Source organism: Flavobacterium gelatinilyticum (assembly GCF_027111295.1).
GTDB classification, from domain to species: domain Bacteria; phylum Bacteroidota; class Bacteroidia; order Flavobacteriales; family Flavobacteriaceae; genus Flavobacterium; species Flavobacterium gelatinilyticum.
The window spans coordinates 3,784,842-3,809,085 of the sequence record NZ_CP114287.1; the positions used below are offsets into that span (position 1 = coordinate 3,784,842).

General features: G+C 35.3%; 19 protein-coding genes. 9 read left to right on the top strand and 10 right to left on the bottom strand.

The genetic code is table 11. The annotated features are described in order from the left end of the window. Positions 1-40: 40 nt before the first annotated feature. The 8 genes from OZP11_RS16025 to OZP11_RS16060 form a co-directional block, all read right to left on the bottom strand. Complete coding sequence (locus OZP11_RS16025; protein ID WP_281231562.1) at positions 41-1,792, bottom strand: BatD family protein; 1,752 nt, start codon at positions 1,790-1,792, stop codon at positions 41-43. A gap of 98 nt (positions 1,793-1,890) precedes the next feature. Continuing rightward, positions 1,891-2,655, bottom strand: a complete 765-nt coding sequence (locus OZP11_RS16030; RefSeq protein WP_281231563.1) for a tetratricopeptide repeat protein — start codon at positions 2,653-2,655, stop codon at positions 1,891-1,893. A 58-nt stretch (positions 2,656-2,713) separates the two neighbouring features. Continuing rightward, entirely contained in the window at positions 2,714-3,748 is a 1,035-nt protein-coding gene (locus OZP11_RS16035; protein WP_281231564.1) for a VWA domain-containing protein, read from the bottom strand. A gap of 75 nt (positions 3,749-3,823) precedes the next feature. Continuing rightward, positions 3,824-4,828, bottom strand: coding sequence for a vWA domain-containing protein (locus tag OZP11_RS16040; RefSeq protein ID WP_281231565.1), 1,005 nt, complete (start codon positions 4,826-4,828; stop codon positions 3,824-3,826). Beyond that, positions 4,828-6,462, bottom strand: coding sequence for a hypothetical protein (locus tag OZP11_RS16045; RefSeq protein WP_281231566.1), 1,635 nt, complete (start codon positions 6,460-6,462; stop codon positions 4,828-4,830). Before OZP11_RS16045 ends, OZP11_RS16040 begins: the two co-directional genes overlap by 1 nt. 109 nt (positions 6,463-6,571) lie before the next feature. Continuing rightward, positions 6,572-6,907: a four helix bundle protein gene (locus OZP11_RS16050; protein WP_281231567.1), complete on the bottom strand. Its 336-nt coding sequence runs from the start codon at positions 6,905-6,907 to the stop codon at positions 6,572-6,574. A 74-nt stretch (positions 6,908-6,981) separates the two neighbouring features. Then, positions 6,982-7,845 (bottom strand): DUF58 domain-containing protein, encoded by an 864-nt coding sequence (locus tag OZP11_RS16055; RefSeq protein ID WP_281231568.1) that lies wholly within the window; start codon positions 7,843-7,845, stop codon positions 6,982-6,984. Positions 7,846-7,938: 93 nt separating this feature from the next. Continuing rightward, on the bottom strand, positions 7,939-8,943 hold the full coding sequence (locus tag OZP11_RS16060; RefSeq protein WP_091494435.1) for an AAA family ATPase: 1,005 nt from the start codon (positions 8,941-8,943) through the stop codon (positions 7,939-7,941). 212 nt (positions 8,944-9,155) lie between these two features. On the opposite strand from OZP11_RS16060, the gene OZP11_RS16065 reads away from it, so the two are divergent. The 3 genes from OZP11_RS16065 (at position 9,156) to OZP11_RS16075 (ending at position 12,201) form a co-directional block, all read left to right on the top strand. Next, complete coding sequence (locus OZP11_RS16065) at positions 9,156-10,028, top strand: aldo/keto reductase (RefSeq protein WP_281231569.1); 873 nt, start codon at positions 9,156-9,158, stop codon at positions 10,026-10,028. Positions 10,029-10,185: 157 nt separating this feature from the next. Continuing rightward, positions 10,186-10,941, top strand: coding sequence for an SDR family NAD(P)-dependent oxidoreductase (locus OZP11_RS16070; protein WP_281231570.1), 756 nt, complete (start codon positions 10,186-10,188; stop codon positions 10,939-10,941). 117 nt (positions 10,942-11,058) lie between these two features. Beyond that, positions 11,059-12,201, top strand: coding sequence for an ATP-binding protein (locus OZP11_RS16075; RefSeq protein WP_281231571.1), 1,143 nt, complete (start codon positions 11,059-11,061; stop codon positions 12,199-12,201). Positions 12,202-12,365: 164 nt separating this feature from the next. Here OZP11_RS16075 and OZP11_RS16080 read toward each other — a convergent pair whose 3' ends face one another. Beyond that, positions 12,366-13,109, bottom strand: coding sequence for a DUF3298 and DUF4163 domain-containing protein (locus tag OZP11_RS16080; protein WP_281231572.1), 744 nt, complete (start codon positions 13,107-13,109; stop codon positions 12,366-12,368). Positions 13,110-13,213: 104 nt separating this feature from the next. On the opposite strand from OZP11_RS16080, the gene OZP11_RS16085 reads away from it, so the two are divergent. Beyond that, a complete protein-coding gene (locus OZP11_RS16085) occupies positions 13,214-14,356 on the top strand; it encodes a cystathionine gamma-synthase (RefSeq protein ID WP_281231573.1) in 1,143 nt (380 codons plus the stop codon). Positions 14,357-14,438: 82 nt separating this feature from the next. Here the strand turns inward: OZP11_RS16085 and OZP11_RS16090 are convergent, their stop codons facing one another. Then, the gene (locus OZP11_RS16090; protein ID WP_281231574.1) at positions 14,439-15,230 is read right to left on the bottom strand and encodes a THC0290_0291 family protein; all 792 of its coding nucleotides are present in this window, start codon (positions 15,228-15,230) and stop codon (positions 14,439-14,441) included. Between the two features lie 321 nt (positions 15,231-15,551). On the opposite strand from OZP11_RS16090, the gene gdhA reads away from it, so the two are divergent. The 5 genes from gdhA (at position 15,552) to OZP11_RS16115 (ending at position 24,083) form a co-directional block, all read left to right on the top strand. After that, on the top strand, positions 15,552-16,895 hold the full coding sequence (gene gdhA, locus OZP11_RS16095) for an NADP-specific glutamate dehydrogenase (RefSeq protein ID WP_281231575.1): 1,344 nt from the start codon (positions 15,552-15,554) through the stop codon (positions 16,893-16,895). Positions 16,896-17,026: 131 nt separating this feature from the next. Then, positions 17,027-19,312 carry a type IX secretion system anionic LPS delivery protein PorZ gene (gene porZ / locus OZP11_RS16100; RefSeq protein WP_489886118.1) on the top strand — a complete coding sequence of 762 codons (2,286 nt, stop codon included), beginning with the start codon at positions 17,027-17,029 and terminating at the stop codon, positions 19,310-19,312. 66 nt (positions 19,313-19,378) lie between these two features. Beyond that, a complete protein-coding gene (gene recO, locus OZP11_RS16105; RefSeq protein WP_281231576.1) occupies positions 19,379-20,092 on the top strand; it encodes a DNA repair protein RecO in 714 nt (237 codons plus the stop codon). Between the two features lie 125 nt (positions 20,093-20,217). Further along, complete coding sequence (locus OZP11_RS16110) at positions 20,218-22,107, top strand: outer membrane protein assembly factor BamB family protein (RefSeq protein WP_281231577.1); 1,890 nt, start codon at positions 20,218-20,220, stop codon at positions 22,105-22,107. A 56-nt stretch (positions 22,108-22,163) separates the two neighbouring features. Further along, positions 22,164-24,083, top strand: a complete 1,920-nt coding sequence (locus OZP11_RS16115) for a hypothetical protein (RefSeq protein ID WP_281231578.1) — start codon at positions 22,164-22,166, stop codon at positions 24,081-24,083. The last annotated feature ends 161 nt before the right edge of the window (positions 24,084-24,244 follow it).

A 24,244-nucleotide genomic window follows, 5' to 3' on the forward strand; every position in this document is an offset into this window, starting at 1 on the left:
CCGACAGTTTTTTTAATCTGCCAGGTTTGATTTATAACGTTTAAACAATCTGTTTTTCTAATTCGGAAATAATCAAAACAGCTTTATCATAATCCTGCTGAATCGAAGCACTCGATGCCGGAGCATAACGTGCAAACTCACAGTTTTCGGTTAGATTAATAAAATTTTGAACCGTTTCAGGATTTGCATTTCTTGACAGCAGCAATTCGCGGATATTGTCTTTACTCATTTCTGAGGTTTCAATATGCAGTTTTGCTTTTAAGAAATTATGCATTGCTTTTTCAAGAGCAATATAAAAGGCTTCTTTATTGCCAAGCTGTTTTTTAGCCTGCGACAGGTATTTCTTTGCCAGCTTGTTGTTCATTCTGATTCGGTTTCCTTTTACATCACTGTCAATAGCTTCTTTTTTCTTCTTAGCCAAAATAATAATCGGGATAATGGCAAATGGGAAAAATATCAAAATGTAATACAAATCAGAGCCGTAGAAATCGTTTTTAGCTGTTCCGGTTAAGATCGTTTTTGATTTATTATATTTAAACTGTTCTGCTTTTTCAACAACATTTTTAGATGCAGTCGACGGATTGGCTTCTGCTAATGTAGGGCCGTCCAGAACATCCACCATAATTTCCTTAGAGGTTATGGTTTTATAAGAACCGGAGCTCAGGTCAAAATACGAGAACGAGATTGGTTTTATTGCATATTTGCCTTTGTACTGCGGAATGATCGTGTACTTGTCGGTTATTTTTCCGGACATTCCGGATAATGTTGTATTTATTCTTTCATCATGAACCGGGTCATACATTTCCAATGCATTTGGCACAACCGGTTTTGGCAGCGTAAATAATTTTAGATTACCGCTTCCTGCAGCGCTGACAACCAAATCAAGACTTTCACCGCTTTTAAGAGTAGTTCTTGATGGTGTCACTGTAAAGTTAAAATTACCTACTGCACCTGTAAACCCTTCCGGTTTTCCTGCTTCCGGAAGTGGTCTTACGGTAATTGTTTTTGCTCCTGTTGAAACTGTTTTATTATCTTCAGCAATAATCATCTGTCCAAACATATCACGGCGATTGGTTGGCAGCTGTACGCCAATGTCTAATGAAAGCGGCTCAATAGTAAGTCTGCCGCTTTTTTGCGGATATAATATTGTTTTCTTTAAAACCACATAATAACATCTTTCGCCTCTGTAGCTTCCTTCAACGGGATTAAGCTGTTTTATTTCGATATTCTGATTCCAGAAATCATTGTATTTTGGTTTGGTAAGTTCCTTAAAACCAGTAACACCAATGTTACCAAAGTATAATTTGTAAACTACCGTAATAGGCTCATTTAAATATGGCGTTGTTTTAGAAACTTCTGCTTCCAGATGCAGCAATTCATTTGAAGACCCCTGCTGTTGTTGTCTGTCATAAGGATCTCGTTCCTGCGCTACAGCATTTGTCACGGTAATTTTTACCGGAGCCGTTTTATAAATCTGACCGTTGTATTCTATTGCAGCTGGTTTGATTGTAAAAGTCCCTTTTTTTTGCGGCTGCAAAATATAGGAATATACTTTTTGAAAAGAACTTCGTCCGTTTATCCAGGACTGGCTTATCTGCTGGCTTGGTCCGCCTACAAGCGTAAATCCTTCAAATGACGGCTGGTCAAAATTATCGCCGTCGACATTCATAACAAAATCAATACGAAATCTTTCGTTAAGTCCGAGCGTGTTTTTGCTCACTTTTGCCTCAAACTGAACCTGAGCCAAAAGGCCTTGAAAAGTGAATAATAATAGAATTAAATATCTTTTCATTACTGTGTTTAAATCGTTTTTTAATGATTAAATCGTTTAATCGTTTATTGAATATTTAAAATATACAGAATAACGATTAAACGAATCAACTTATTTTTCTACCAGTCTTTTTCTGGTTTTCTTGGACTTCCTTTTTCTTTCTGGGCGTTTACTTTATCCTGAATTTTCTTTTCTTCATTGTTTACAGCATCTAACAGATTCTGAACACGTTCTTTTGAAATACCGCCGGGCTGTGGTTTTGGTTCTCCTTTATTGTCAGACTTGTCGTCTTTTTTAGGATCATTTTTACCATCTTTTTTGTCTTTGTCTTTATCGCCCTTGTCGTCTTTTTTATCCTGATCTTTGTCTTTATTCTGATCCTTGTTTTTATCTTTGTTTTTATCCTTGTCTTTGTCCTTATCCTTATTCTTGTCTTTGTTCTGATCGTTTTTAGGAGGATTTTCTTTTAGCTTTTGTTTGGCATAAGCATAATTATAACGTGTTTCGTCATCGGCTGGATTGTTGCGTAAGGCTTCTTTATAAGCTTCAACTGCCTGCGAATAATTTTTTTCTTTCATCAAAACGTTTCCAAGATTGTGAAATGCTTTGTGCTTTTCAGGTCTAGTTTTGGCGTTTTTGATAGCATTTGCATAGGCATATTTTGCTTCCGAAACCTGATTTTGTTTGTAAATCGAGTTTCCTAAGTTATAAGAAGCAGCTGCTTTTTTTGGAAATTTTGAGGCCGAAATTCTGTAATCAGCTTCAGCATCAGTAAATTTATTCTGCTTATATTCTTCATTGGCGCCAGGCAATACTTTGTCTTTTTCCTGAGCAGAAACTGCAAAAGAAAGCGATAGTAAAATATAAAGAAGTAAATTTTTCATTCTGATTTTTATGTTTTTTATTTTACCGCAAATTCATGTAATCAGCGGGTAAATAGTATTATTTCTTTTCGTTAAATAAATTCAGCTCTTTAATCCAGTTTGTTTTCCTTTCTAAAAGGAAAATGTCAACAAATAACAACAGGAATCCAAAGCCAAGGAACCACTGAAACTGCGATTGATAATCTGCCATTTGAGTCGATTCGAATTCGGTTTTCTGAATATTGTTCAAAGCATTTTTGATATACTCTAAAACTTCTTTTGTGTTTCCGCCGTAAACATAACCGCCTTTTGTTGCTTTAGCAATCGTTCTTAAACCTTCCTGATTTAGTTTTGTGATAACGGTTTGTCCGTTTTGATCTTTTTGAAAATTTCTCACAATACCGTTTTCTTTCAGCGGAATTGTTCCTCCTTTTTCTGTACCAACTCCAATCGTGATAATTTTCATGCCTATTTTGTTGGCTTCTTCTGCAGCAACAGAAGCTCCTTCAGAGTGATCTTCTCCATCAGAAATTAGGATAAGAAGTTTGCTGGTTTTGCTTTTTTCATCAAAATATTTAGCTGATAACCGGATAGCTTCGTCAAGAGAAGTTCCCTGCGATGAAACCATATCAGGACTCATTCCTTGAAGGAACATTTTGGCCACGCTGTAATCTGACGTGATTGGCAGTACCGGAAATGCACTTCCAGCATAAGCCACAATCCCAATTCGGTCGCTTCCCAATGAGTTTATGATCTGAGAAACTAATTGTTTGCTTTTTTCAAGACGGCTTGGTGCAACATCTTCTGCAAGCATACTTTTTGAAACATCGACCGCAAAAACAATATCAATACCTTCACGTTTTACGGTTTCCATTTTGGTACCGATTTTCGGATTCACTAATCCTATAATAATAAACGCAAGTGCCAGAAGCAGGATCGATAATTTTAGTACAGGTTTAAAAACAGAACTTTCCGGACTCAGTTTTTTAACCATTTCCAAATCACCAAATTCACGCTGTTTTTTTCTTTTCCAATACATAGTGAAAAGAAAAACAGCCGCCACAATTGGCAGTAATATAAGGAGATATAAATATTTTTTTTCGTCTAATTCCATTTCTTAATTCTAGTGTTCAGTTCTCTGCCGCAGTTTTCAAGTTGTTAACTGTAAACTGTGACCGCAACTAAAATATTAAATAAAGCTTCTGTAAACTGTATTTCTTAAACCTACTTCCAGCAAGATCATAAACAGTGCAATCATGACAAAAAGCCTGTATTTTTCGTCGTAATCGTAGAATTTCAGTTCCTGTATTTCGGTTGTTTCCAGTTTATTGATCGAGTTATAGATTTCGGCTAATTTATCGTTGCTTGTTGCTCTAAAATACGTTCCGTCAGTTTTACGAGCGATATTTTTCATGAGTGTTTCATCGATTTCAACCTTCTGCATTTTGAATAAAAAACCTCCATTTGGTGCATATGCATAAGGCGATTCGGCCATTCCGTTTGTTCCAAGACCAATTGTATACACTTTTATTCCGTATTGTTTGGCAATGTCTGCTGCAGTTTCCGGTTCTATAAATCCGGCATTGTTTACACCATCTGTCAACAGAATAATTACACGGCTTTTTGCTTTACTGTCTTTTAAACGATTTACAGCAGTTGCAAGCCCCATTCCAATTCCGGTTCCATCTTGTAAAACCGTGTCGTATCGAATACCCTTTATCGCTTCCAGAATAATAGGTTTGTCACTTGTAACCGGTGTTTTGGTATAAGCCTCAGAAGCGTATAAAACCAATCCGATCCTATCGTTTGGTCTTTCTTCAACAAAGTCGGCAGCTACTCTTTTTAAAGCTTCCATACGGTTTGGCTTTAAATCTTTTGCCAGCATACTTCCTGAAACGTCGATTGCCATTACAATATCAATTCCTTTTGTTGTTTTGGTCTGATTGCTTATGTCTACTGTTCTGGGTCTTGCCAAAGCAATAATCAGGGAACTTAAAGCAATAATCCTGAAAACATATAAACTTGGTTTTAATTTCGTTAATAACGATTCGCTGTTTTTAAAACCTGCTGTCGAACTCATTTTTAAAGAAGCCGACTGCTGGTTTCTTTTCCAGAAAAACCAAATAACAGCAATTGGAATTAAAAGAAACAGCCAAAAGAATTCCGGATTTAAAAAAGAAATCTGATTATTCATTAGTTACTTGCTTTTTTAAGTTCAACAGAATTTAGGATTCGAGAGGTGATATCATTTGCATAAGTGTCGCCTTCTTCATGCAAAATCATAATTTGCTGTAATCCTTGATCTTGTTTGAAAAGAAGGATTTCATAATAGGCTTTTATACTTGTTTTATCAACTGGATTTAAAATGGTCATCGTTCCGTAACCTTTTACTCCCTGAATGCCCTGATTCGTTTGGAAATCTTCCTGTTTTACAATAATATTTTGTCCGCCCTGCAGTTCAATTATTTTTAAACTTCCTTCAAGGGCTTTTGACAAATCAATTTCGGTAGGGTTTTTAAACTGGCTGGTAGAAACTGTTATGTAAAAATTCTCAAGCATGCTTCCGTAAGCAAAAAACTGCATTTCTTTAAGTAATGCCATGGCTTCTTTTGGAAGTACTTTTTGAGTATCCATACGTTTTAAAACTTTTGGAGTTTCAATTAAAACGCCCGGATTTCCATATTCACTTTTTACCCATTCGCCTTCTAAAAGTTCTTTAGACTGGTTGCCAAAAACATTGTCGATTACAAATTTAAATCCTTTGGTTGCAATAAAGAATGTAGTTACGGCAAACACTAAAAACACAACAGAAGCTGCTGCAATAGTGATTCGTTTGTTTCTTTGTTTCTTTAACTGAAGCTGGATTTGTTTTTGTCTCTGCGCTTCGTTTAATAATTCATTTTCTTCCTCAGCTGTAACTTCCGTCGGAATTGCATTATCAAGCGTTAGAATTACTCGCTGGATTTTATTTCTGTCTTCGGTAATCTCAAATTCAAGCGGTTTCGATTTTGCAAATTTTACCAAATCGGCCTGGCGTAAAACACGCTCTAAGTTTTCAACCGTTTCCGGCGTTAAAGTCATTTTCTTTTTATTCGAAGCCGTTCTGATGGCCTGAATTAATTCAGAAGTGGTGCTTTCCATTGCCGGAATATGAATGGCTTCTTCGATATAATTACGGGCAATATCAGTAAGTTCACTATAGTATTCTTTTATTTCTCCTTTTTGAACCAGTTCTTTCTGCTCCAGGTTGTTTAAAAGACTTGTTGCTTTTTCAATAGGCGTTTTATAAACTTCTTCTTCAATTTTTTTCTTCTGATTTTTTTTGACAAACCAATAAACGCCTCCGCCAATTGCTAAAAGTACAACAACAGCCAATAGATATTTCCACCAGTCGCCAAGTCCTTCTTCGGCAGGTGTAATATCTTTAATGTCATACATTTTTTGCTGTAAAGTATCTACTTTAACATTTGCTACTTCAACTCTAATTGAATCCGTTAAGTACGGTTTTTTGTCAATTAAAATTTTAATACTTGGAATTACATATTTTCCAGAATCAAACTGGGTTAATCCATATTTCTTGATTAGTTCGTAAGTGTCGTCTTTTTTTACGGTATCAACAGGATAGGACTGAATTACCTCTAGAGCTCCAATGTTTTTAAGTTTAGGAAAAACAACTTTAGATTTTGAACTTACAACCGTTTTAAGTGTCAGCTTAAACTCGGCACCAATTTTATTTTTTGTTGTATCAATACTTGTTTCTACTTGTTTCTGCTGAGCAAAAATCATAGTAGAAAAGAGCAGTAAAAATATATAAAGTTTAAATTTCATTTGATTAACGATTGAAGATTAACGATTTTTGATTTTTGATTTTTCCAAGGATTGTCAATAGTTTTCTAAAATTGTAATCTTTAATTTTTATGAATTATTTTTTGATGTTTTAATACTGGAAACAAAGATTGAAATTAATTGATTTGCTTCTATTTTTTACTTGCATTAAACTTTCTCGGTCTGTTGATAGATTTGCTTTTTCTATTATTTTTAAGCAAACAAATGTTTCTCTTAATTCTTTCAGACAAATTCCCATTTTATGAATAAAATCCTTTTTACTCTCTGCACTTTGCGCTTCACCATAATTTAAAGCTGGTGATGTTCCTGATCTAATTATTTGTCCTGACAAATGATTTCCTGCATAATTTTTCTCAAACTTACTTGCTATAATTATAATTGTTGCAGCAAAATCAATCAATCTGTTTTCTAATTCTTGTTTAGTCATTCTAAAATATTCCCTATTAATCACAAATCTCAAACATCATAAATCAAAAATCGTTAATCAAAAATCAAAAATTTTTACCTCGATTTGAAATAGCCTAATAATTTAGTTACGTAATTCTCGTCGACTCTTGTATGTACAATTCCCGCTCCGGATTTACGAAATGTATCTTTGAAATAGTTGATTCTTTCCTGATAATGTTTTTCGTAATTCAGGCGGACTGTTTTTGAGCTGGTGTCTACTAGCTGCGTTTTGCCGGTCTCGGCATCAAGCATGGTCACCATTCCTAAATTTGGAATTTTTTCTTCACGGATGTCATACACGCGAACGCCGGTAAGGTCATGTTTTTTTGAAGCAATTTTTAAAGTCTGTTCATAATTATCAGACATAAAATCTGAAATCATAAAAACAATTGCTTTCTTTTTTTGTGTCCCCGATAAGAATTTTAAAGCCTGTGCAATATCTGTTTTGTGGCTTTTTGGTTCAAATTCGATCAATTCGCGAATGATTCTCAAAACATGCGAACGGCCTTTTTTGGGCGGAATGTATAATTCGACGTTATCAGAAAATAAGATTAACCCAATCTTATCATTGTTTTGTGTAGCCGAAAAAGCCATCGTTGCCGCGATTTCGGTTACGATGTCTTTTTTAAACTGGCTTTTTGAACCAAAACCTTCAGAACCAGAAATATCGACCATTAATACCATGGTCAATTCGCGTTCTTCTTCAAAAACTTTTACGTGAGCTTCGTTATAGCGTGCGGTTACATTCCAATCGATGTTACGAATATCATCTCCGTATTGGTATTGACGCACCTCGCTAAACGTCATTCCTCGTCCTTTAAATGAAGAGTGGTATTCTCCCGAAAAGATATGATTGCTCAGTCTTTTGGTTTTGATTTCTATTTTCCGTACTTTTTTTAAAAGCTCTTTTGTATCCATTTTTTCGGATTGCAGATTTTAGATTTTAGATTTCAGATTATTTTTAGATTGCAGAATTTAATCTAAAATCTGCAATCTAAAATCTAAAATTTTTTAAGGTACTTCAATCTCGTTTACGATTTTGTTGATAATGTCTACAGAAGTAATGTTTTCGGCTTCAGCCTCATACGTGATTCCAACTCTGTGACGTAATACATCATGTACAACAGCACGAACATCTTCTGGAATTACATAACCGCGGCGTTTGATAAAAGCATAACATTTAGCGGCATTTGCCAGGTTGATACTTCCACGCGGAGAAGCTCCGAAACTGATAAGTGGTTTTAAATCGGCTAATTTGTATTTTTCAGGATAACGTGTAGCAAAGATGATATCCAGGATATATTTCTCAATTTTTTCATCCATATAAACTTCACGAACGGCTTCCTGCGCACGTAAAATCTGATCTACAGAAACTACAGGATTTACTTTTTCGTAAGTTCCTTTTAAGTTCTGGCGTATTACGAAACGCTCTTCGTCAATTTTAGGATAATCGATAACAGTTTTCAGCATAAAACGGTCAACCTGAGCTTCAGGAAGCGCATATGTTCCTTCCTGCTCAACAGGGTTTTGAGTTGCTAATACTAAAAACGGACGGTCTAATTTGAAAGTAGAATCACCAATTGTAACCTGTTTTTCCTGCATCGCCTCAAGAAGTGCTGACTGTACTTTGGCAGGAGCACGGTTGATCTCATCAGCAAGTACGAAGTTGGCAAAAATAGGTCCTTTTTTAATAGAGAATTCGTTTGCTTTAATATTGTAAATCATGGTTCCGATAACATCGGCAGGTAATAAATCCGGCGTAAACTGGATACGGCTGAAAGAACCCTGAACTGCCTGCGATAAAGTATTAATCGCTAATGTTTTTGCTAACCCCGGAACACCTTCAAGTAAAATGTGACCCTGACCCAAAAGACCGATTAATAAACGCTCGACCATATGTTTCTGGCCCACAATAACTTTGTTCATTTCCATTGTAAGAAGGTCTATAAAAGCACTTTCTCTCTCAATTTTTTCATTTATCGCTCTAATGTCTAAAGTCGTTGTATTTTCTTCCATATAGATATTTTTATAAACCTTGATTTGTACGCCTAATTTTTGAGAGTGCAAATTGACTATTTTTTGAGAAGTAAGATGTTAAAGAATGGTTAAAACTTCGACCAATCGCTTAATTTTAAGGACGAATTGTGATTCTATTTTTATATTTTTAAGAACTTTGGTGATTATGCTTTACAAAGGCATAAATAGTATCAAAAATAATGCAATATACCATGAGCAAAACAACGTTATCGCCTGTAATTTCAGGCACTATGAATTGGGGAGTCTGGGATAAAAACCTGACGACTAAAGAAATGGAAAACCTGATACAAGTTTGTATCGAAAACAAAATTACTACTTTTGATCACGCCGATATTTACGGGGATTATACAACGGAAGCAGATTTTGGAAAAGCTTTTAAAGCAAGTAAAATTTCGCGCGAAAAATTACAATTAATTACCAAATGCGGTATCCAGCTGGTTGCCGAGGGACGTAATAACAAAATCAAACATTACGATTATTCCAAAGATTACATTATATGGTCTGTTGAAGAATCTTTGAAAAAACTTAAAACAGATTATGTTGATGTTTTTTTACTGCACAGACCAAGTCCGCTAATGCAGGCCGATGAAATTGCAGAAGCAGTTGAGAAATTAAAAACAGAAGGAAAAATTATAGATTTCGGACTTTCAAACTTTACAAGTTCACAAACCGAATTAATTCGTCAAAAAACAGAAGTAAGCTTTAACCAGGTACATTTTTCGGCAACTAATTTTGAACCAATGGTTGATGGAAGTTTAGATTATATGCAGACACACGGAATCCGTCCGTTGTCATGGAATCCGCTTGGAACTGTTTTTAGAGAAGATACAAAGCAGACACGTCGATTAAAACAATTGTTTTCGACATTGTTAGAGAAATACCATTTAGGAGCTGATACACTTTTATTATCATGGATCTTAAAACACCCGGCCGGAATTATTCCGATTGCAGGAACGGTTAACGTTGCCAGAATCCAGTCATTAGTAAAAGCGGCAGAACTGGATATGGACAAAGAAGACTGGTTTGCAATCTGGAAAGAGAGCATGGGCAATGATGTGCCTTAATTTTTAGTGTTCAGTCGCAGTCTCTGGTATTGCGTCAATGCAGGATCTTTGATGCCGATGCTTCAAATTTGCTGCAGATTATTATAAGATTAGTTTCGATTTTTTAGTTTGTTAAAATCTTGTAATCTGCGGCAAAAAATCTTAAAAAGAAAGTAGAATGAAAAAAACAGTTTTAATTACGGGCGCTACAAGCGGAATAGGAAAAGCAGCTGCTCAGATACTGGCAAAAAACAATTATAAAGTAGTTCTCTGCGGCAGACGTAAAGAACGTTTGGAAGAGCTGGAAAAAGAACTTTCTGCCTTTACGGAAATATATTCATTAGCTTTTGATGTTCGTAATAAAAATGAAGTTACTGAAAAAATAAATTCTCTTCCGGATGTATTTTCAGATATTGATATATTGATTAATAACGCCGGAAATGCCCACGGTCTTGATCCTATTCAGACAGGAGATTTAGAAGACTGGGATGCGATGATTGATATTAATGTAAAAGGACTTTTATATGTTTCGAAAGTAGTGATCCCTAAAATGACTGCAAAAAATTCCGGACATATAATCAATATTGGTTCAACGGCCGCAAAAGAAGTGTATCCAAACGGAAATGTGTACTGCGGTACCAAACATGCAGTCGATGCCATTACAGCCGGAATGCGAATTGACTTAAATCCATTCGGAATAAGAGTAGGGGCAATTCATCCCGGAATGGTGGCAACAGAATTTAGTGAAGTACGATTTAAAGGAGATGTAGAAAGAGCTTCAAATGTGTATAAAGGATTTGATCCTCTTCAGGCAGAAGATATTGCCGATATTATTCATTTTGTGGTTTCAAGACCGTATCATGTCAATATAGCCGATTTAGTTGTAATGAGTACAGCGCAGGCATCTTCGACGATTGTCAAGAGAAATATTTAAAAATAGATATATAAAGACGCACAGTTGTGCGTCTTTTTTTTTGGATTCAGGGTACGAACTTCGGAGTGTTTTAAAATTAGTGAGATTATTATAATTCGCTGCCAAATAAACAAAGCTATGATCAATAAACGCCTTTTAATAAAGAATCTCCTTGCTCATAATGACGAGAACAGTTTTTATGACAAAAAAAGACAGTTGAATCTGCATTCGCGAGAAGGAAAAGCAAAATTCCTCAAACATATCTGTGCGCTTTCTAATTCAAATCCGGCCAATAATTCCTATATCGTAGTCGGGGTCGAAGATCAGGATAATGAAATTGTAGGCGATGATTTCTTCGACGACAGCCGAATCCAGAATCTTGTGAATGCTTTTCTTGAAAACCCGCCTAAAATTCAGTACGAAAACGTGCCCTTTCCCAATCTTCCAAAAGACAGGGTAATTGGTCTGGTAACCATTAAACCCAAAAGCCAGATTTCACATTTCAAAAAAGGAATACACACTATTTTAGCGAATAGCACATTTATTAGGATAGGAAGTAATTCTGTCCCTGTTGAAGAGTGGCAGGAAATCGAAAAAAACTATCAAAATACAGAGGCTGTTATTGGTATTGAAAACAGTTCCAGAAACAGCATTCAGTATACACTCGACGGGGTTATTGATTTTATGAATTTCAGGCATAAAGACATGGCGCCAAAATACCGTGTTTTTAAGGAACTGTTTGTAATCTGTTGGGCTGGTGTTCCTAAAAAATCCCGCGAAAAAACCTTTTTATCCCGTGTTGATATTGAATTAATCAACGAACAGGTTAAGCTTTTTTATTCGGCTCAGGATGTGGTTACTATTGTATATAACGATGACAGCTTTACCATTACCGAATATGTACCGTTGGGGTTAAATGACAAAACGAGTTATTATCCTTTAGAAGAACAAACTATTCATTTTTTTGACAACGGTTATTATAAAATTGACCGACAGATACTTTTTCAGCCTCCTGAATTTAATAGAAAAATGCTGTTTCATATCTATAATTCAAACTTGGCTCTTCTTCAAAAACTGGAAAAAGGAATCGCATTGTCTGACCGTGAATTAAAAGATCTGGGTAATCTGCCTTCGACTTTTATGATTTGTTACCTGAATGGTTTCGACGATGCCAGACAAAGATTAATTGATGCTAAATTACTTTTAAAGCCTTTCGGACAGGTGTATTTGTCGTTTAAAGAAGCTTTGAGAGTTTTGCGAAAAATGAAGTATGATGTTTAGAGGAAGGTTCTGAGGTGCTAAGTTACTAAGGTTCTGAGGTTTTTTTAATCCCTATTCATTCCGGAGGAATGTCTTATTGGTAAAAAAAAATAAATTTGCGTTTTGGTTATACGTTTCGGAGAAACGTTTGATTGATGTTGTTTCTGTAGAGATGCATCGTAACATTATCGAAATTTCAAATATTTCGCGACTTTCTCATATGGAAACAAAATTTCTTTCGGGCCATCTGCATACGACGCGGCTTCATAAGAGTTGTAATATAAAAGCAAACCTTCAGAGGTGTAAAAAATATTCTGGGGCAGTTGAAACTGATCGTTTTCAAACATTAATCCGGTGGCATTGATATTGGCTTTTTGCGGAATTTTATATTTAGCCCGGAATTCCTTTTCGGCGAAAGCCTTAAATTCCTTTTCGTTTTTAAACAACTGATCGTTAAAAATGGTTTTTCCGTTTTTTTTATCAAACAATAAAGAGCGGAAACCCTGATAACCGTGAGCACCTCCTGTAAAGGTATAATGATCTAGTTTGATGTTTAAAACCTGATCCGATTCAAACTCAATATTTCCTGTTACTTTTCCTTCCCATCCAAAAGTATCGTGAGGGAATTTTTTGTGCATTTCTTCATAAGAGGCAATAAAAGCTTTCGTCAAAGACTTATAATCATTGACCTGAGTTGAATCATCACCAAAATAAAGAATATCCTTTATAACAGCAAAAACCTTTTTGTTGATACTGTCGGCGACAATTTTTTTATTTTTAGCAATTGGGACTTCTATTATGATATTCGGGCAATCATTCTTGCACGGAATTGTGGATTTTTCTTCAAACGCTTCATTGTCAAATGAAAGCTCTTTTTTGCAACTTGTAAAAATCAAACACAATAAGATTGTAAATATGTAATTTTTCATATCAAAAAGTGTTAATTATCTACAAAGGTAAGAAGTTGTATCCCGATAAAATAAATTAAAAGGTAAATTTGTAAAAGAATTAAGGATTTAAAAAATATAACTATATGAAATTCAATACAAAAGTAATACACGGTGGCCAGCATCATGATCCAAGTACAGGAGCTGTTATGCCTCCGGTGTATCAAACTTCAACTTTTATTCAGACGAGCCCGGGGAAACCTTTGGCGGATTACGAATACAGCCGCGCTTCAAATCCAACCCGTACGGCTTTAGAAAATGCTTTGGCAAGTATTGAAAACGGAACACGAGGACTGGCTTTTTCATCTGGTCTTGCGGCGACCGATTGTATCTTAAGGTCATTTAAAGCCGGCGATGAAGTAATCGCTATGGATGATTTATACGGAGGAACGTACCGTATGTTCTCAAGAATATATAAGGATTCGGGAATCAAATTCCATTTTGTTGATATGACCGATATTGCGAAACTTAAGTCGCTTATTAATGAAAATACAAAACTGGTCTGGGTCGAAACGCCTACAAATCCGTTAATGAAACTGGCTGATATAGCCGAAGTGGCTAAAATTACCAAAGAACATAAAATATGGTTTGCGGTTGATAATACTTTTGCAACACCTTATTTGCAAAAACCGCTTGATTTAGGTGCCGATATCGTAATGCACTCAGCAACAAAATATTTAGGCGGACATTCTGATGTTATTGCCGGAGCTTTAATTGTAAAAGATGAAGCACTGGGCGAACAATTACATTTTCAGCAGTTTGCAACCGGAGCGACTTTAGGTCCAATGGACAGTTTTTTAGTTTTAAGAGGAATCAAAACGCTGGCATTACGTGTACAGAGACATTGTGAAAATGGAGAAAAAGTAGTGGAGTTTTTAAATAAACATCCCAAAATTAATACAGTTTATTATCCGGGACTAGAAAATCATCCGTTTCATGAAATTGCAAAGAAACAAATGAAAGCTTTTGGCGGTATGGTTTCTTTTACTTTTAAATCGGGTAAAAAAGAAGATGCTGTAGCGTTTTTAGAAAAAGTAAAAGTGTTTACACTGGCAGAATCTTTGGGGGGAGTGGAATCATTGGCAAATCATCCGGCATTAATGACGCATGCCTCTATTCCTGCTGATAAAAGAGCCGAAGTTGGAATTACCGATGATTTAGTGAGATTAAGTGTTGGTATTGAAGATGCTGAAGATTTAATTGCAGATCTGGAACAAGCTCTGGCTTAAAGAATCCAAATATAAAAAATCCCAAATTCCAGTTTTTTCAACATTCGGAATTTGGGATTTTTTAATTGGAGTTTATTTTGTTTTAGAACTCTAAATAATGGATATATCCAAAGTTAAACCAAACCTGCCAGTCATTCGACTTATTTTCTTTGTAAAGGTCTTTGTTAGGATTTAATCCGTCAATCCAGTCAGAATTGTACATTTGGAATTTTGTTTCAAACATTAAATCACTCATTGTAGTGAGTTTGTAATGCACACCAAGACCTGCTGTTGCAGAAAGTACTACTCCGTTTTCATTAGAAAAACCGTGAGGACGTCCGTCTGATGGAGTTAAATATTTTTCAGGAATAATGGCCGGATGCAATACATTCCCCAGTCTTGACCCGATACTGGTAGAAAAATAACTAACCATAAATCCGGCACTTAAATAGGGACTTAACGACCCAACTGAATTTTCAAAATCATGTATTTTTATAAAAGAGAACTCTAACTGAGATCCTAATCCAATAATGGTAGTATTGGCGTACATGTTTTTTAGCTGCTGAGCAAATAGTCCGTTTGGTTTTCTTTCAACCCACTCTCCGTAATGTTTAAGATTAGTTCTGTTGAAAGATAGTTCAGATCTCACTTTAAAATGTTCAGCAAAGAAACGATCTCTGTTGTTAGCAGCGGAAAAATTTAACCAATGAGCGAATCCAATACCAAAACCTGCATTTCCGGAATTTGTGTCAAAGTTATTTCTTTCCCCAAAATCAGACTGTAAAGTTACCGGACCTGCAAAAATTCCAATCTCATGTGCAAGATTAGATTGGGCTGTAGCAATTGTAGAGACGCCCAGTAAGGCGAAAATTCTGATATATAGGTGTTTAAACATGTTTTGGCTTTGAAAATATTGGCAAATATATAAAAAACCTTATCCAAACAAAATATAAAATTCCTCTATTAAACAATTAGTAACAAAACACTTAATTTTCTGACTTTAAGTATACTGTTTAGATGTAATTTCGGAAGTGTGAAATTGTATTTTTAGGTTTGTTTAAAAATAACACAATTCTATCTTAAAAACAAAAAAAAATAACAAAACATATCCATTTTAATATATCTTTGCCTGTTATAACGAAAACGTTTTCTTAAGCGTATTTTCTTGTTATAATTAGTTGATTTAAAAACGATTATTTGAATAATTTATTTAAAAATGGAACAGAAAATAAATGAATTTATGGCTCTGGTTGAGTCAAAAAATCCAAACGAGCCAGAATTTCTTCAAGCAGTAAGAGAATTTGCAGAAACAGTAATTCCATTTATCGCTGAGAGAAAAAAATACGACGGAAAAAATTTACTATTGAGAATAGCCGAACCGGAAAGATCGGTGATTTTCAGAGTTCCGTGGGTAGATGATAAAGGCGAAATAGTTGTAAACAGAGGTTTTAGAATTCAAATGAATTCAGCAATTGGTCCGTACAAAGGCGGTATCAGATTTCATCATACTGTGAATTTATCAGTTTTAAAATTCCTGGCTTTCGAGCAAGTATTCAAAAATAGTTTGACAACACTGCCAATGGGAGGCGGAAAAGGAGGTTCTGATTTTGATCCTGAAGGAAAATCTGATGGAGAAATTATGCGTTTCTGCCAGTCGTTTATGACTGAATTATGCCGTCATATTGGTCCTGATCTTGACGTTCCTGCCGGAGATATCGGGGTAGGAGCCAGAGAAATCGGATACTTATTCGGGCAGTATAAAAGAATCAGAAATGAATTTACAGGAGTTTTAACCGGAAAAGGTCTTGCTTACGGTGGTTCATTAATCAGACCTGAAGCTACCGGTTACGGGGTGGTTTATTTTACAGACCAGATGCTTCGTACAATCGGACATGAAATTAAAGGCAAAAGAGTAGCGATTTCGGGATTTGGAAACGTTGCGTGGGGAGTAGCCTTAAAAGTAAATGAACTGGGAGGAAAACTTGTTACTATTTCAGGTCCTGATGGTTATATTTATGATGAAGAAGGGATCTCTGGCGAAAAAATCGATCATATGGTCGAAATGAGAGCAAGTGGAGATAACAGAGCAGAAAGATATTTAGAGAAATATCCAAATGCCGTATTCCATAAAGGAAAAAGCCCTTGGGAAGTAAAAGTAGATATCGCAATTCCGTGTGCAACTCAAAATGAGTTAAATGGAGAAGATGCAAAGAAATTAATTGATAATGGTGTTTTATGTGTAACAGAAGCCGCTAATATGCCTTCTACTCTGGATGCCATTAAATTATTCCTGGATAATAAAGTTCTTTTTGCTCCCGGAAAAGCAGCAAATGCAGGAGGTGTGGCAGCATCTGGATTAGAAATGACACAAAACTCTATTCGTTTAAACTGGACGAGCGAGGAAGTAGATCTAAGATTAAAAGAAATCATGGTTGGAATTCACAACCAGTGTAAAAAATACGGTGCAGAAGAAGATGGTTATGTTAACTACGTAAAAGGAGCGAACATTGCCGGATTTGTAAAAGTGGCCGATGCTATGCTTGCTCAGGGTGTAGTATAAGATTAATTACAATTGAAAAATGCTCTCATTTGTCTCTAAAAAGATAAATCGGGAGCATTTTTTTATTTACCACAGAACAAAAATCTATTACTTTCGTTTGTAGTATATTTGTCTATCCGAGAATGTATTTTATGATGAAGAACAACTTTTGGTTTATTACCTGCTTATTGCTTTTTCAATTTGGTTCTGCCCAAAACCAGTTGTCATGGCAGGGGCATTTTTCGTTTAATGAAATAAAAGATATTTCAGAATCTCCAACTACGGTTTTCGCAGCATCTGAAAATGCCTTGTTTTCTAAGAATGCAGCATCAAATACTTTAAAAACAATTACAACAGTCGAAGGACTTTCGGGACAAACCATATCGGCAATATATTACAGCGCCGCTTTCAAAAAAACAATTATAGGTTACGAAAATGGTTTGATGATTCTGGTGAATGATGCAGATAATGGTATTGTAAAAAAAGTAGATATTATCAATAAACAGCTGCAGCCAAGCCTGAAGAAAATAAATCATATAATGGAACATAATGGTTTCTTATATGTTTCGTGCGATTTTGGAATCGTACAGTTTAATTTGTCAACATCACAATTTGGCGATACGTACTTTATAGGCGATACCGGAAATGAAATTAGTGTACGGCAAACTGCTCTTTACAACGGATTTATTTTTGCCGCAACTTCGAGCGGGATCAAGAGAGCTGATATTACCAACGCAAACCTGAATGATTATAGTCAATGGGCGATCTTAAATACAGGTGACTGGAGAGGAATTGCAGCTTTGGATACTGAACTTGCTGCAATTAATTCAGGCGGAAATATTCATCGTTACAATTCAAATTCATTTGTGAGTATTATGCAGCTGCCAAGAGCAGCATCGGCTTTTCATGCGGCGAATCATAATTTATTTGTAACAACGGCAGAGTCGGTTTATGTTTTTAATAATCAATTGGTCCTAAGCCGTCAGGCTTCAAACTCACAGCTTCCGGAACCTGATTTAACTTTAACCTGTGCATCTGCTGCCGGCGATGTGTTTTATATCGGAACCAAAGAAAAAGGGCTTTTTTCCGGCAGTCTTTCCAATATGAGTGTTTTTGAAAATTCTACTCCGCCGGGTCCTCTTAAAAATAATATTTTTTCGATTGATGTTACGCCAAATTCACTTTGGGCTGTTTACGGAGATTATACTGCCAATTATGATCCGTACAGTTTAGACAGCTACGGCATTAGTAAATACAACGGTTCGGGCTGGTTGAATATTCCGTATTCAGAAGTTTTAGGGGCAAAATCGATTACCCGTATTTTGGTTAATCCAAATAATGAGCGACAAGTTTATGCAAGTTCTTTCTTTTCGGGATTATTAAAAATAGAAGACAATGTTCCGGGTTTATTGTACAATGATAAAAACAGCGGTTTAGAAAGTTTAACAACCAGCGATCCTAATTATGTCGACATTCGTATAAACGCAAATGCATTCGATAAAGCAGGAAATTTATGGGTAACCAACAGCCGTATCAAAAACGGGCTCAAAGTTTTAAAAACTAACGGACAATGGCAGACATATTCTATAAGCACCGTTTTAAATAATCCTACAGAACTAAATTATGCGGCTATTGTTATTGACAAAAACAACACAAAATGGATGGCAACCAGCAGCGACGGTGTAATTGCTTTTAATGAAAGTAACAATATCTTCAAAAAAATAACGGTTGGAGCAGATGCCGGAAATTTACCATTTGCAGATGTGAGATCGCTTGCGCTGGATACTAAAAATCAGTTATGGATTGGTACAACACGAGGTCTGCGTGTTTTGTCTAATGTAGGCAATTTTCAAACCGAAAGCCAGCTCAAAGCAAATCCAATTATTATTATGGATGATAATCTGGCGCAGGAATTAATGTACGAGCAGTCTGTTACTTCGATTGCAGTTGACGGCGCCAATAATAAATGGATTGGTACAGCAGATTCGGGTGTTTTTATGGTGTCGCCAAACGGACAGGAAACAAAATATCATTTTACGATCAATAATTCGCCTCTGCCAAGTAATACCATAAACGATATTAAAATTAACAGTGCCAGCGGTGAGGTTTTTATTGTGACTAACAAAGGAATGATTTCTTTTAAAGGAATTGCGACCGGAGCAAATGACAATTTGAATGATGTGTATGTATATCCAAATCCCGTCAGGCCAAATTTTACAGGAACAGTAAAAGTGGCCGGATTGTTAGATAAAGCAAATGTAAAAATAACTGATATCGAAGGAAATCTGGTTCATGAAACCACTTCAGAAGGCGGAACAATCGAATGGGATACTACAGCCTTTGGGCGTTATAAAGTCTCCTCAGGCGTGTATATGATTTTTATCTCAGCACAAGACGGCGGCGAAACGAAGGTTAAGAAAGTTATGATTATTCGTTAGTTTATTGGTATCAGTTTTAAGTTCTCGAGCTTGAAAGTTGAACCTCAAACAAAAAACACACAAATTTTGTTAGTCAAAACCAAAGCAATAGTAATTTCATCTTTAAAATTTCAAGAGAAAAGTCTTGTAGTTAAGTGTTTTACGCTTTCAAACGGATTGAAGTCTTATTTTGTAAGGGATGCTTTTTCGAGTCGGAAAGCCAGCCAGAAAATTGCTTACTTTCAGCCATTGTCGATTTTAGAGATTGAAGCCGTTCATAAAAACAAAGGCACATTAGAAAACTTTAAAGAAATTAAAACCGCAGTTCCGTTTCGGACTATTCATACCGATATTTTTAAAAGCACAATCGTAATGTTTTTGTCGGAGATGCTTCATTATTCTATACAGGAAGAAGAAAAAAACGAATCTCTTTTTTTGTTTTTAGAAACAGCACTTACCTGGCTTGATACACACAATGAAATTGCCAACTTTCATTTGATTTTACTTCTGGAAGCAACAAAGTATTTAGGCTTTTATCCGGATGTATCCGAAATAGATTTGCCGTACTTCGAAATGAAAGAAGGTATTTTTACTTTGTTCCATACTTCAACGGCTCTTTCTGAGCACGAAACCAATTTGTTAAAAAAACTAATCGATTTAAAGTTCGATACCTCGCAGAAAATCTTTCATGTAATTGAAAGGCAAATACTACTTAAGGTTTTGATTGATTTTTACAGCTCTCATTTAGAGGGTTTTAAGCGTCCTAAGTCACTCGATATTTTGAAGGAAATTTTTTCATAACCGCATTGCTATTTTTATATATTTGCTCAGTAATTTTTTATTAAAAAAGATCCCCCGTTTACCTTTTTTAGTAGGATGCAAATTCTCATAAATACGTAATAACCAACAATTAAAAAAAATCTACCATGAAGAAAATTACCTTTTCGATTATTTTACTTCTGACGGTTTCGATTTCGTCTTTTGCACAGCGAAAGTATGATGAAATAGTTACTACAGAAAACACTGTCCAGGATATGGTTCAGAATGGAATCACCGGAATTGTTGTCTTTAAAGAAGGCGGAACAATTAAAGGTCTGGATCCTGAAACCAAAAAAGTGGTTTGGACATTAACAAAAGATGATTTTGGAACAGCATCTGCAGGAGACATTTTAACAGATCCTGATTTTGGAAAAGTTTTCAAAGAAAAAAGTGCTTTGACAACCGTTCCGGGAAGCCCTTACGTTGAGGCTTATATCAACAGCAAATACATCATTATCAATACTGACAGCGGTAAAGTGGTGTACAATTCATCAAAAGAATCTTTTTGGGTAACGCAATCAGATTTTATTCCTGAAACAGATGAGTATCTGCTTACTTTGAAAAAAGACGGAGATATGGCTATCGCTTTACTGGATATGAAAACAGGTGAATTAAAATGGAATACAACTGTAGATAAAGCAAAATCATTATTCAGCTTTTCTTTCAAAGAATCTGCAAACACTAATATTGCAACCGTTCACGGATCTGTAATTTATTATTTATTGTACGGAAAACTATACTCTTTCGACAGAAATTCGGGAAAATTAAACTGGAAAGGTGAAGAAGATTATTCTAAATTCTATTTAACTCAAAACGACAAAAACATTGTTGTAGTTAATAATGCCGGAACTTTTTCAAGCAAACAATACTTAAATGTATTGAACACAGAAAACGGAAAAAGTATCTGGAAAGAATCTATCAAAACTAAAAGAGTTGTTTACCTTGAAGACTGGGGAACAAAGTTATTAGTTGCACACTACAGCGGATTTAACTTTTATGACTTAAATTCTGGAGAAAAAATCTGGAAAAAAGACGCTCGCGGGGACGGATTGAAAAGAGTTATTCCAATCGATCAGGATTTCTTATATGTTGCTGAAAACGAAATGATGTTAATCAACAAAGACGGAGAAAAACTTTGGAAAAAATTCATCGAAATTTCAGATGATAAAGAAGACCCAATCTATTACTTAGGAAAAGTTGGTGAAAAAGTAATGTATCTTACAGGTACTTACGGAAACATGGTTGACTACAAAACGGGAGTTAAACTTTGGAAACGTAACATCAATTTTGATAAAAACCGTCCGGTACTGCCAACTTACGATGAGTCTACAAACTCTTACTTAGTTTACAACGACGAGAAATTATACAAATTCGATCCAAGCATCAGCGACAAACCGGATCCGTTTGCTAAAGTAAATGTTAAAAAAGAGAAAGAATTAAACAGCATCGAATTATTCCCTTGGGGAGTTGTTCTTTCAGGACCGGTTGAGGTAATGGGAGTTAACATGGATGGAACAATTAAATACCATTTAACATACAGCCAGCCAGGTGAAACAGGAAGACGTTTACTTAAAAGTGCCGCTATTGCAGGAAGTATTGGTTTAGGTGTTGGTTCTGCAGTAAGTTCAGTTAAAGGTGCTGATCTAACTATGACATATCGCGATTCTGATGGTAACATGAGAACTGCAGTTGCAAAAGGAGATCAAACAAATAAGGATCAGGCAAAAACATACGCGGCAGGATCTGCAGCACTTGGAATCGTTGCAGCTAAGTTTAATTCTCGTTTCAACGCTATGAAACAAAACAGAGACTTCTCTTATATTTTTGCAAAAGCAGATTCAGGAGAAAAAGTTTTGGTTAAAGTAAGTAAAACGGATGGAAAAGAAATTGATAAAATCATCTTCACTAACAACCAGCCAGTTTACGAAATTGACCCGGCAACTCAGAATATTTTTTATGTTTCTGATAAGTCAATTCAGATTTTTAATAAAAAATAAAAATTTAAAAAAATCAATGGCCATCAGGATCTGATTCTGATGGCTTTTTTTTGCCTATGAAAAAAATACTACTCCTAATAGCTTTGCTTGTAGCTGCTTCAAATCAGGCACAAGAAAAAATAAGCTCCAAGAAGAAGAAATTCTATATACCGGTAATCGAATATCCGGAATTTCCTGTTCTGGATAATGTTTTAACTCAGACTGCTTTTTATCAGATAGATAAATCCCTGCAGGAAGAAGAATCGAATTTAAAAAAGCATTTTTTTGATATTAAAGGATTTATAAAAGATCCGGTAAACGGAAAGGTTAAAATTTACCTGACTTTTGCAACGCCCAGATATACAGAGATGCAGATAGACAGTACGTATGATAAAGAAAAAAGTAAGTGGAGTTACAGCGCACGTTCCAACTATATTACGAATGTAAAAGTGGATGTCAAATACGGAGACAAACTATTACTTACAAAGGATTTTGGCGGTTCAGAATCTTATTCTATGAGCGTGGGAAATAGTCTGGGAGCTGTGAAGATTGCAGCATCTGAACATGATAAAAAAATAAGAACTGCAGTTAAAAATTCTGATTACAGTGATGTAGGTCTTGGAATTGACAATGTGGTGTATAAAACCGCAGACAGAATTCAGGATTTTCTAAATTATAAACTTGGATATTCGAAACGTGAAGCAACAGTGCGGTTTCAGTTTGTAACTTCAAAGGGACATTCAGAATATGCTCAAATGCAGGCTTTTGAAAATGAAATTACGGCTCAGATGCAAAAAATAACTCTTGAAAAAGGATTAGATGAAAAACTGCTTACGCCGCATTTGCAATACTTGGAAAGTTTACTGGTAAAATATCCGCCTTCACCGCAAAACGTAAACATTCGTTTTATTGTGACCAATAATTTAGCCGAAACCTATTTTTTACTTGAAAACAAAGAAAAAGCATTAATGTACGCTAATCTGCTTATCGAAAACGATAAACAAGATTCAAGAGGCGAAGCAATTGTTCAAAAAGTAAACGAAGTTGTTTTTGCTGATAAAAGATTAAGAGCCCACAATTCGCGATTTGTAGAACTTAAAAAACTGGGACTTAAAATGGAAGAAGAAAAAGAAGAAAAAAGACTGGCCTTTTTTGAAAAAATACAACAGCAGGAAGCTGACTGGGAAATTGAAAAATCGAACCGTGAAGCAAAACTGGAAAAATCAAAAACGAACAGACATAATCTTCTGGATTCGATTCCGTACCAGTTAAACGCAAGTCTTCTGGCAAAAGTGGTGGATAATCTTGGCGGCAGCCAGGCTTTGAAAAAAGTAGAAAAAGCACATGTATTATCTAAACTTTCGATAGAAGGAACCAATATTCCGCAGACAGAAGAAAGATGGGCAACTCACACGAATTATCTTCTAAAGAAAAAAATGCCTGAAAACTATTATGAAATCGTAAACGGTGCAGAAGCATGGAATCACGATGACCGCGAAACAGGTGTAAATGCAAAATGGAACAAATTATCAGCCTATGATTACGGGAACTTATCCAAGAATGTTGATTTAGTAAACTTTTTAACCGATTTAAGACTGGATCTCTGGAATAATTTCGAAATGTTAAACGACGAAATGTACGAAGGCAGATTGTGTTATCATTTAAATTATTTTGAAAAAACATTAAGTTCAGGTAACAGAAGTATTCCGAAAACAGATTTTCATGTTTTTATTGATAAAGAGAATTTTAATATCGTTTCGACCGAAAAAACCGAATTTGATAACGGTAACAAAAGCTTTTTCGAAAGAAAACTTTTCAGCGATTATCGTCCGCTTGTCGGATTAAATTCCGGAAAGGTTCCGCATAAAATCAATTACGAAATTGAAGACTTTAACGGAGAAACGTTCTATCAGGAAATCCGTGAAAAGGTTGAAGTAAATCCGGTTTTTGGAAATAGAATTTTCATGAAAGAAGTCTATTTTGGAGGATTTAAATAAGAAATAAACTTTTTGAATAAACCATTTGAAGAATTGGTTGCTTTTTGATTTCTCAACTCAAAAAAATGAGAATAATATCAAGAAGTAACCAATTCTTCTGTTTTTGTATCTATTATCCCAACAAAAGTTTGTGAAATTTAAAGAAATTGATGGACAATAGG

Coding starts and splice junctions, on each gene's coding strand:
- OZP11_RS16055 (WP_281231568.1), bottom strand. CDS start 7,845: ATGGATACAAAAGAGCTTTTAAAAAAAGTACGGAAAATAGAAATCAAA.
- OZP11_RS16065 (WP_281231569.1), top strand. CDS start 9,156: ATGAGCAAAACAACGTTATCGCCTGTAATTTCAGGCACTATGAATTGG.
- OZP11_RS16080 (WP_281231572.1), bottom strand. CDS start 13,109: ATGAAAAATTACATATTTACAATCTTATTGTGTTTGATTTTTACAAGT.
- OZP11_RS16085 (WP_281231573.1), top strand. CDS start 13,214: ATGAAATTCAATACAAAAGTAATACACGGTGGCCAGCATCATGATCCA.
- gdhA (WP_281231575.1), top strand. CDS start 15,552: ATGGAACAGAAAATAAATGAATTTATGGCTCTGGTTGAGTCAAAAAAT.
- OZP11_RS16040 (WP_281231565.1), bottom strand. CDS start 4,828: ATGAATAATCAGATTTCTTTTTTAAATCCGGAATTCTTTTGGCTGTTT.
- OZP11_RS16110 (WP_281231577.1), top strand. CDS start 20,218: ATGAAGAAAATTACCTTTTCGATTATTTTACTTCTGACGGTTTCGATT.
- OZP11_RS16075 (WP_281231571.1), top strand. CDS start 11,059: ATGATCAATAAACGCCTTTTAATAAAGAATCTCCTTGCTCATAATGAC.
- OZP11_RS16030 (WP_281231563.1), bottom strand. CDS start 2,655: ATGAAAAATTTACTTCTTTATATTTTACTATCGCTTTCTTTTGCAGTT.
- OZP11_RS16045 (WP_281231566.1), bottom strand. CDS start 6,462: ATGAAATTTAAACTTTATATATTTTTACTGCTCTTTTCTACTATGATT.
- OZP11_RS16035 (WP_281231564.1), bottom strand. CDS start 3,748: ATGGAATTAGACGAAAAAAAATATTTATATCTCCTTATATTACTGCCA.
- OZP11_RS16060 (WP_091494435.1), bottom strand. CDS start 8,943: ATGGAAGAAAATACAACGACTTTAGACATTAGAGCGATAAATGAAAAA.
- OZP11_RS16115 (WP_281231578.1), top strand. CDS start 22,164: ATGAAAAAAATACTACTCCTAATAGCTTTGCTTGTAGCTGCTTCAAAT.
- OZP11_RS16070 (WP_281231570.1), top strand. CDS start 10,186: ATGAAAAAAACAGTTTTAATTACGGGCGCTACAAGCGGAATAGGAAAA.
- OZP11_RS16025 (WP_281231562.1), bottom strand. CDS start 1,792: ATGAAAAGATATTTAATTCTATTATTATTCACTTTTCAAGGCCTTTTG.
- porZ (WP_489886118.1), top strand. CDS start 17,027: ATGATGAAGAACAACTTTTGGTTTATTACCTGCTTATTGCTTTTTCAA.
- OZP11_RS16090 (WP_281231574.1), bottom strand. CDS start 15,230: ATGTTTAAACACCTATATATCAGAATTTTCGCCTTACTGGGCGTCTCT.
- OZP11_RS16050 (WP_281231567.1), bottom strand. CDS start 6,907: ATGACTAAACAAGAATTAGAAAACAGATTGATTGATTTTGCTGCAACA.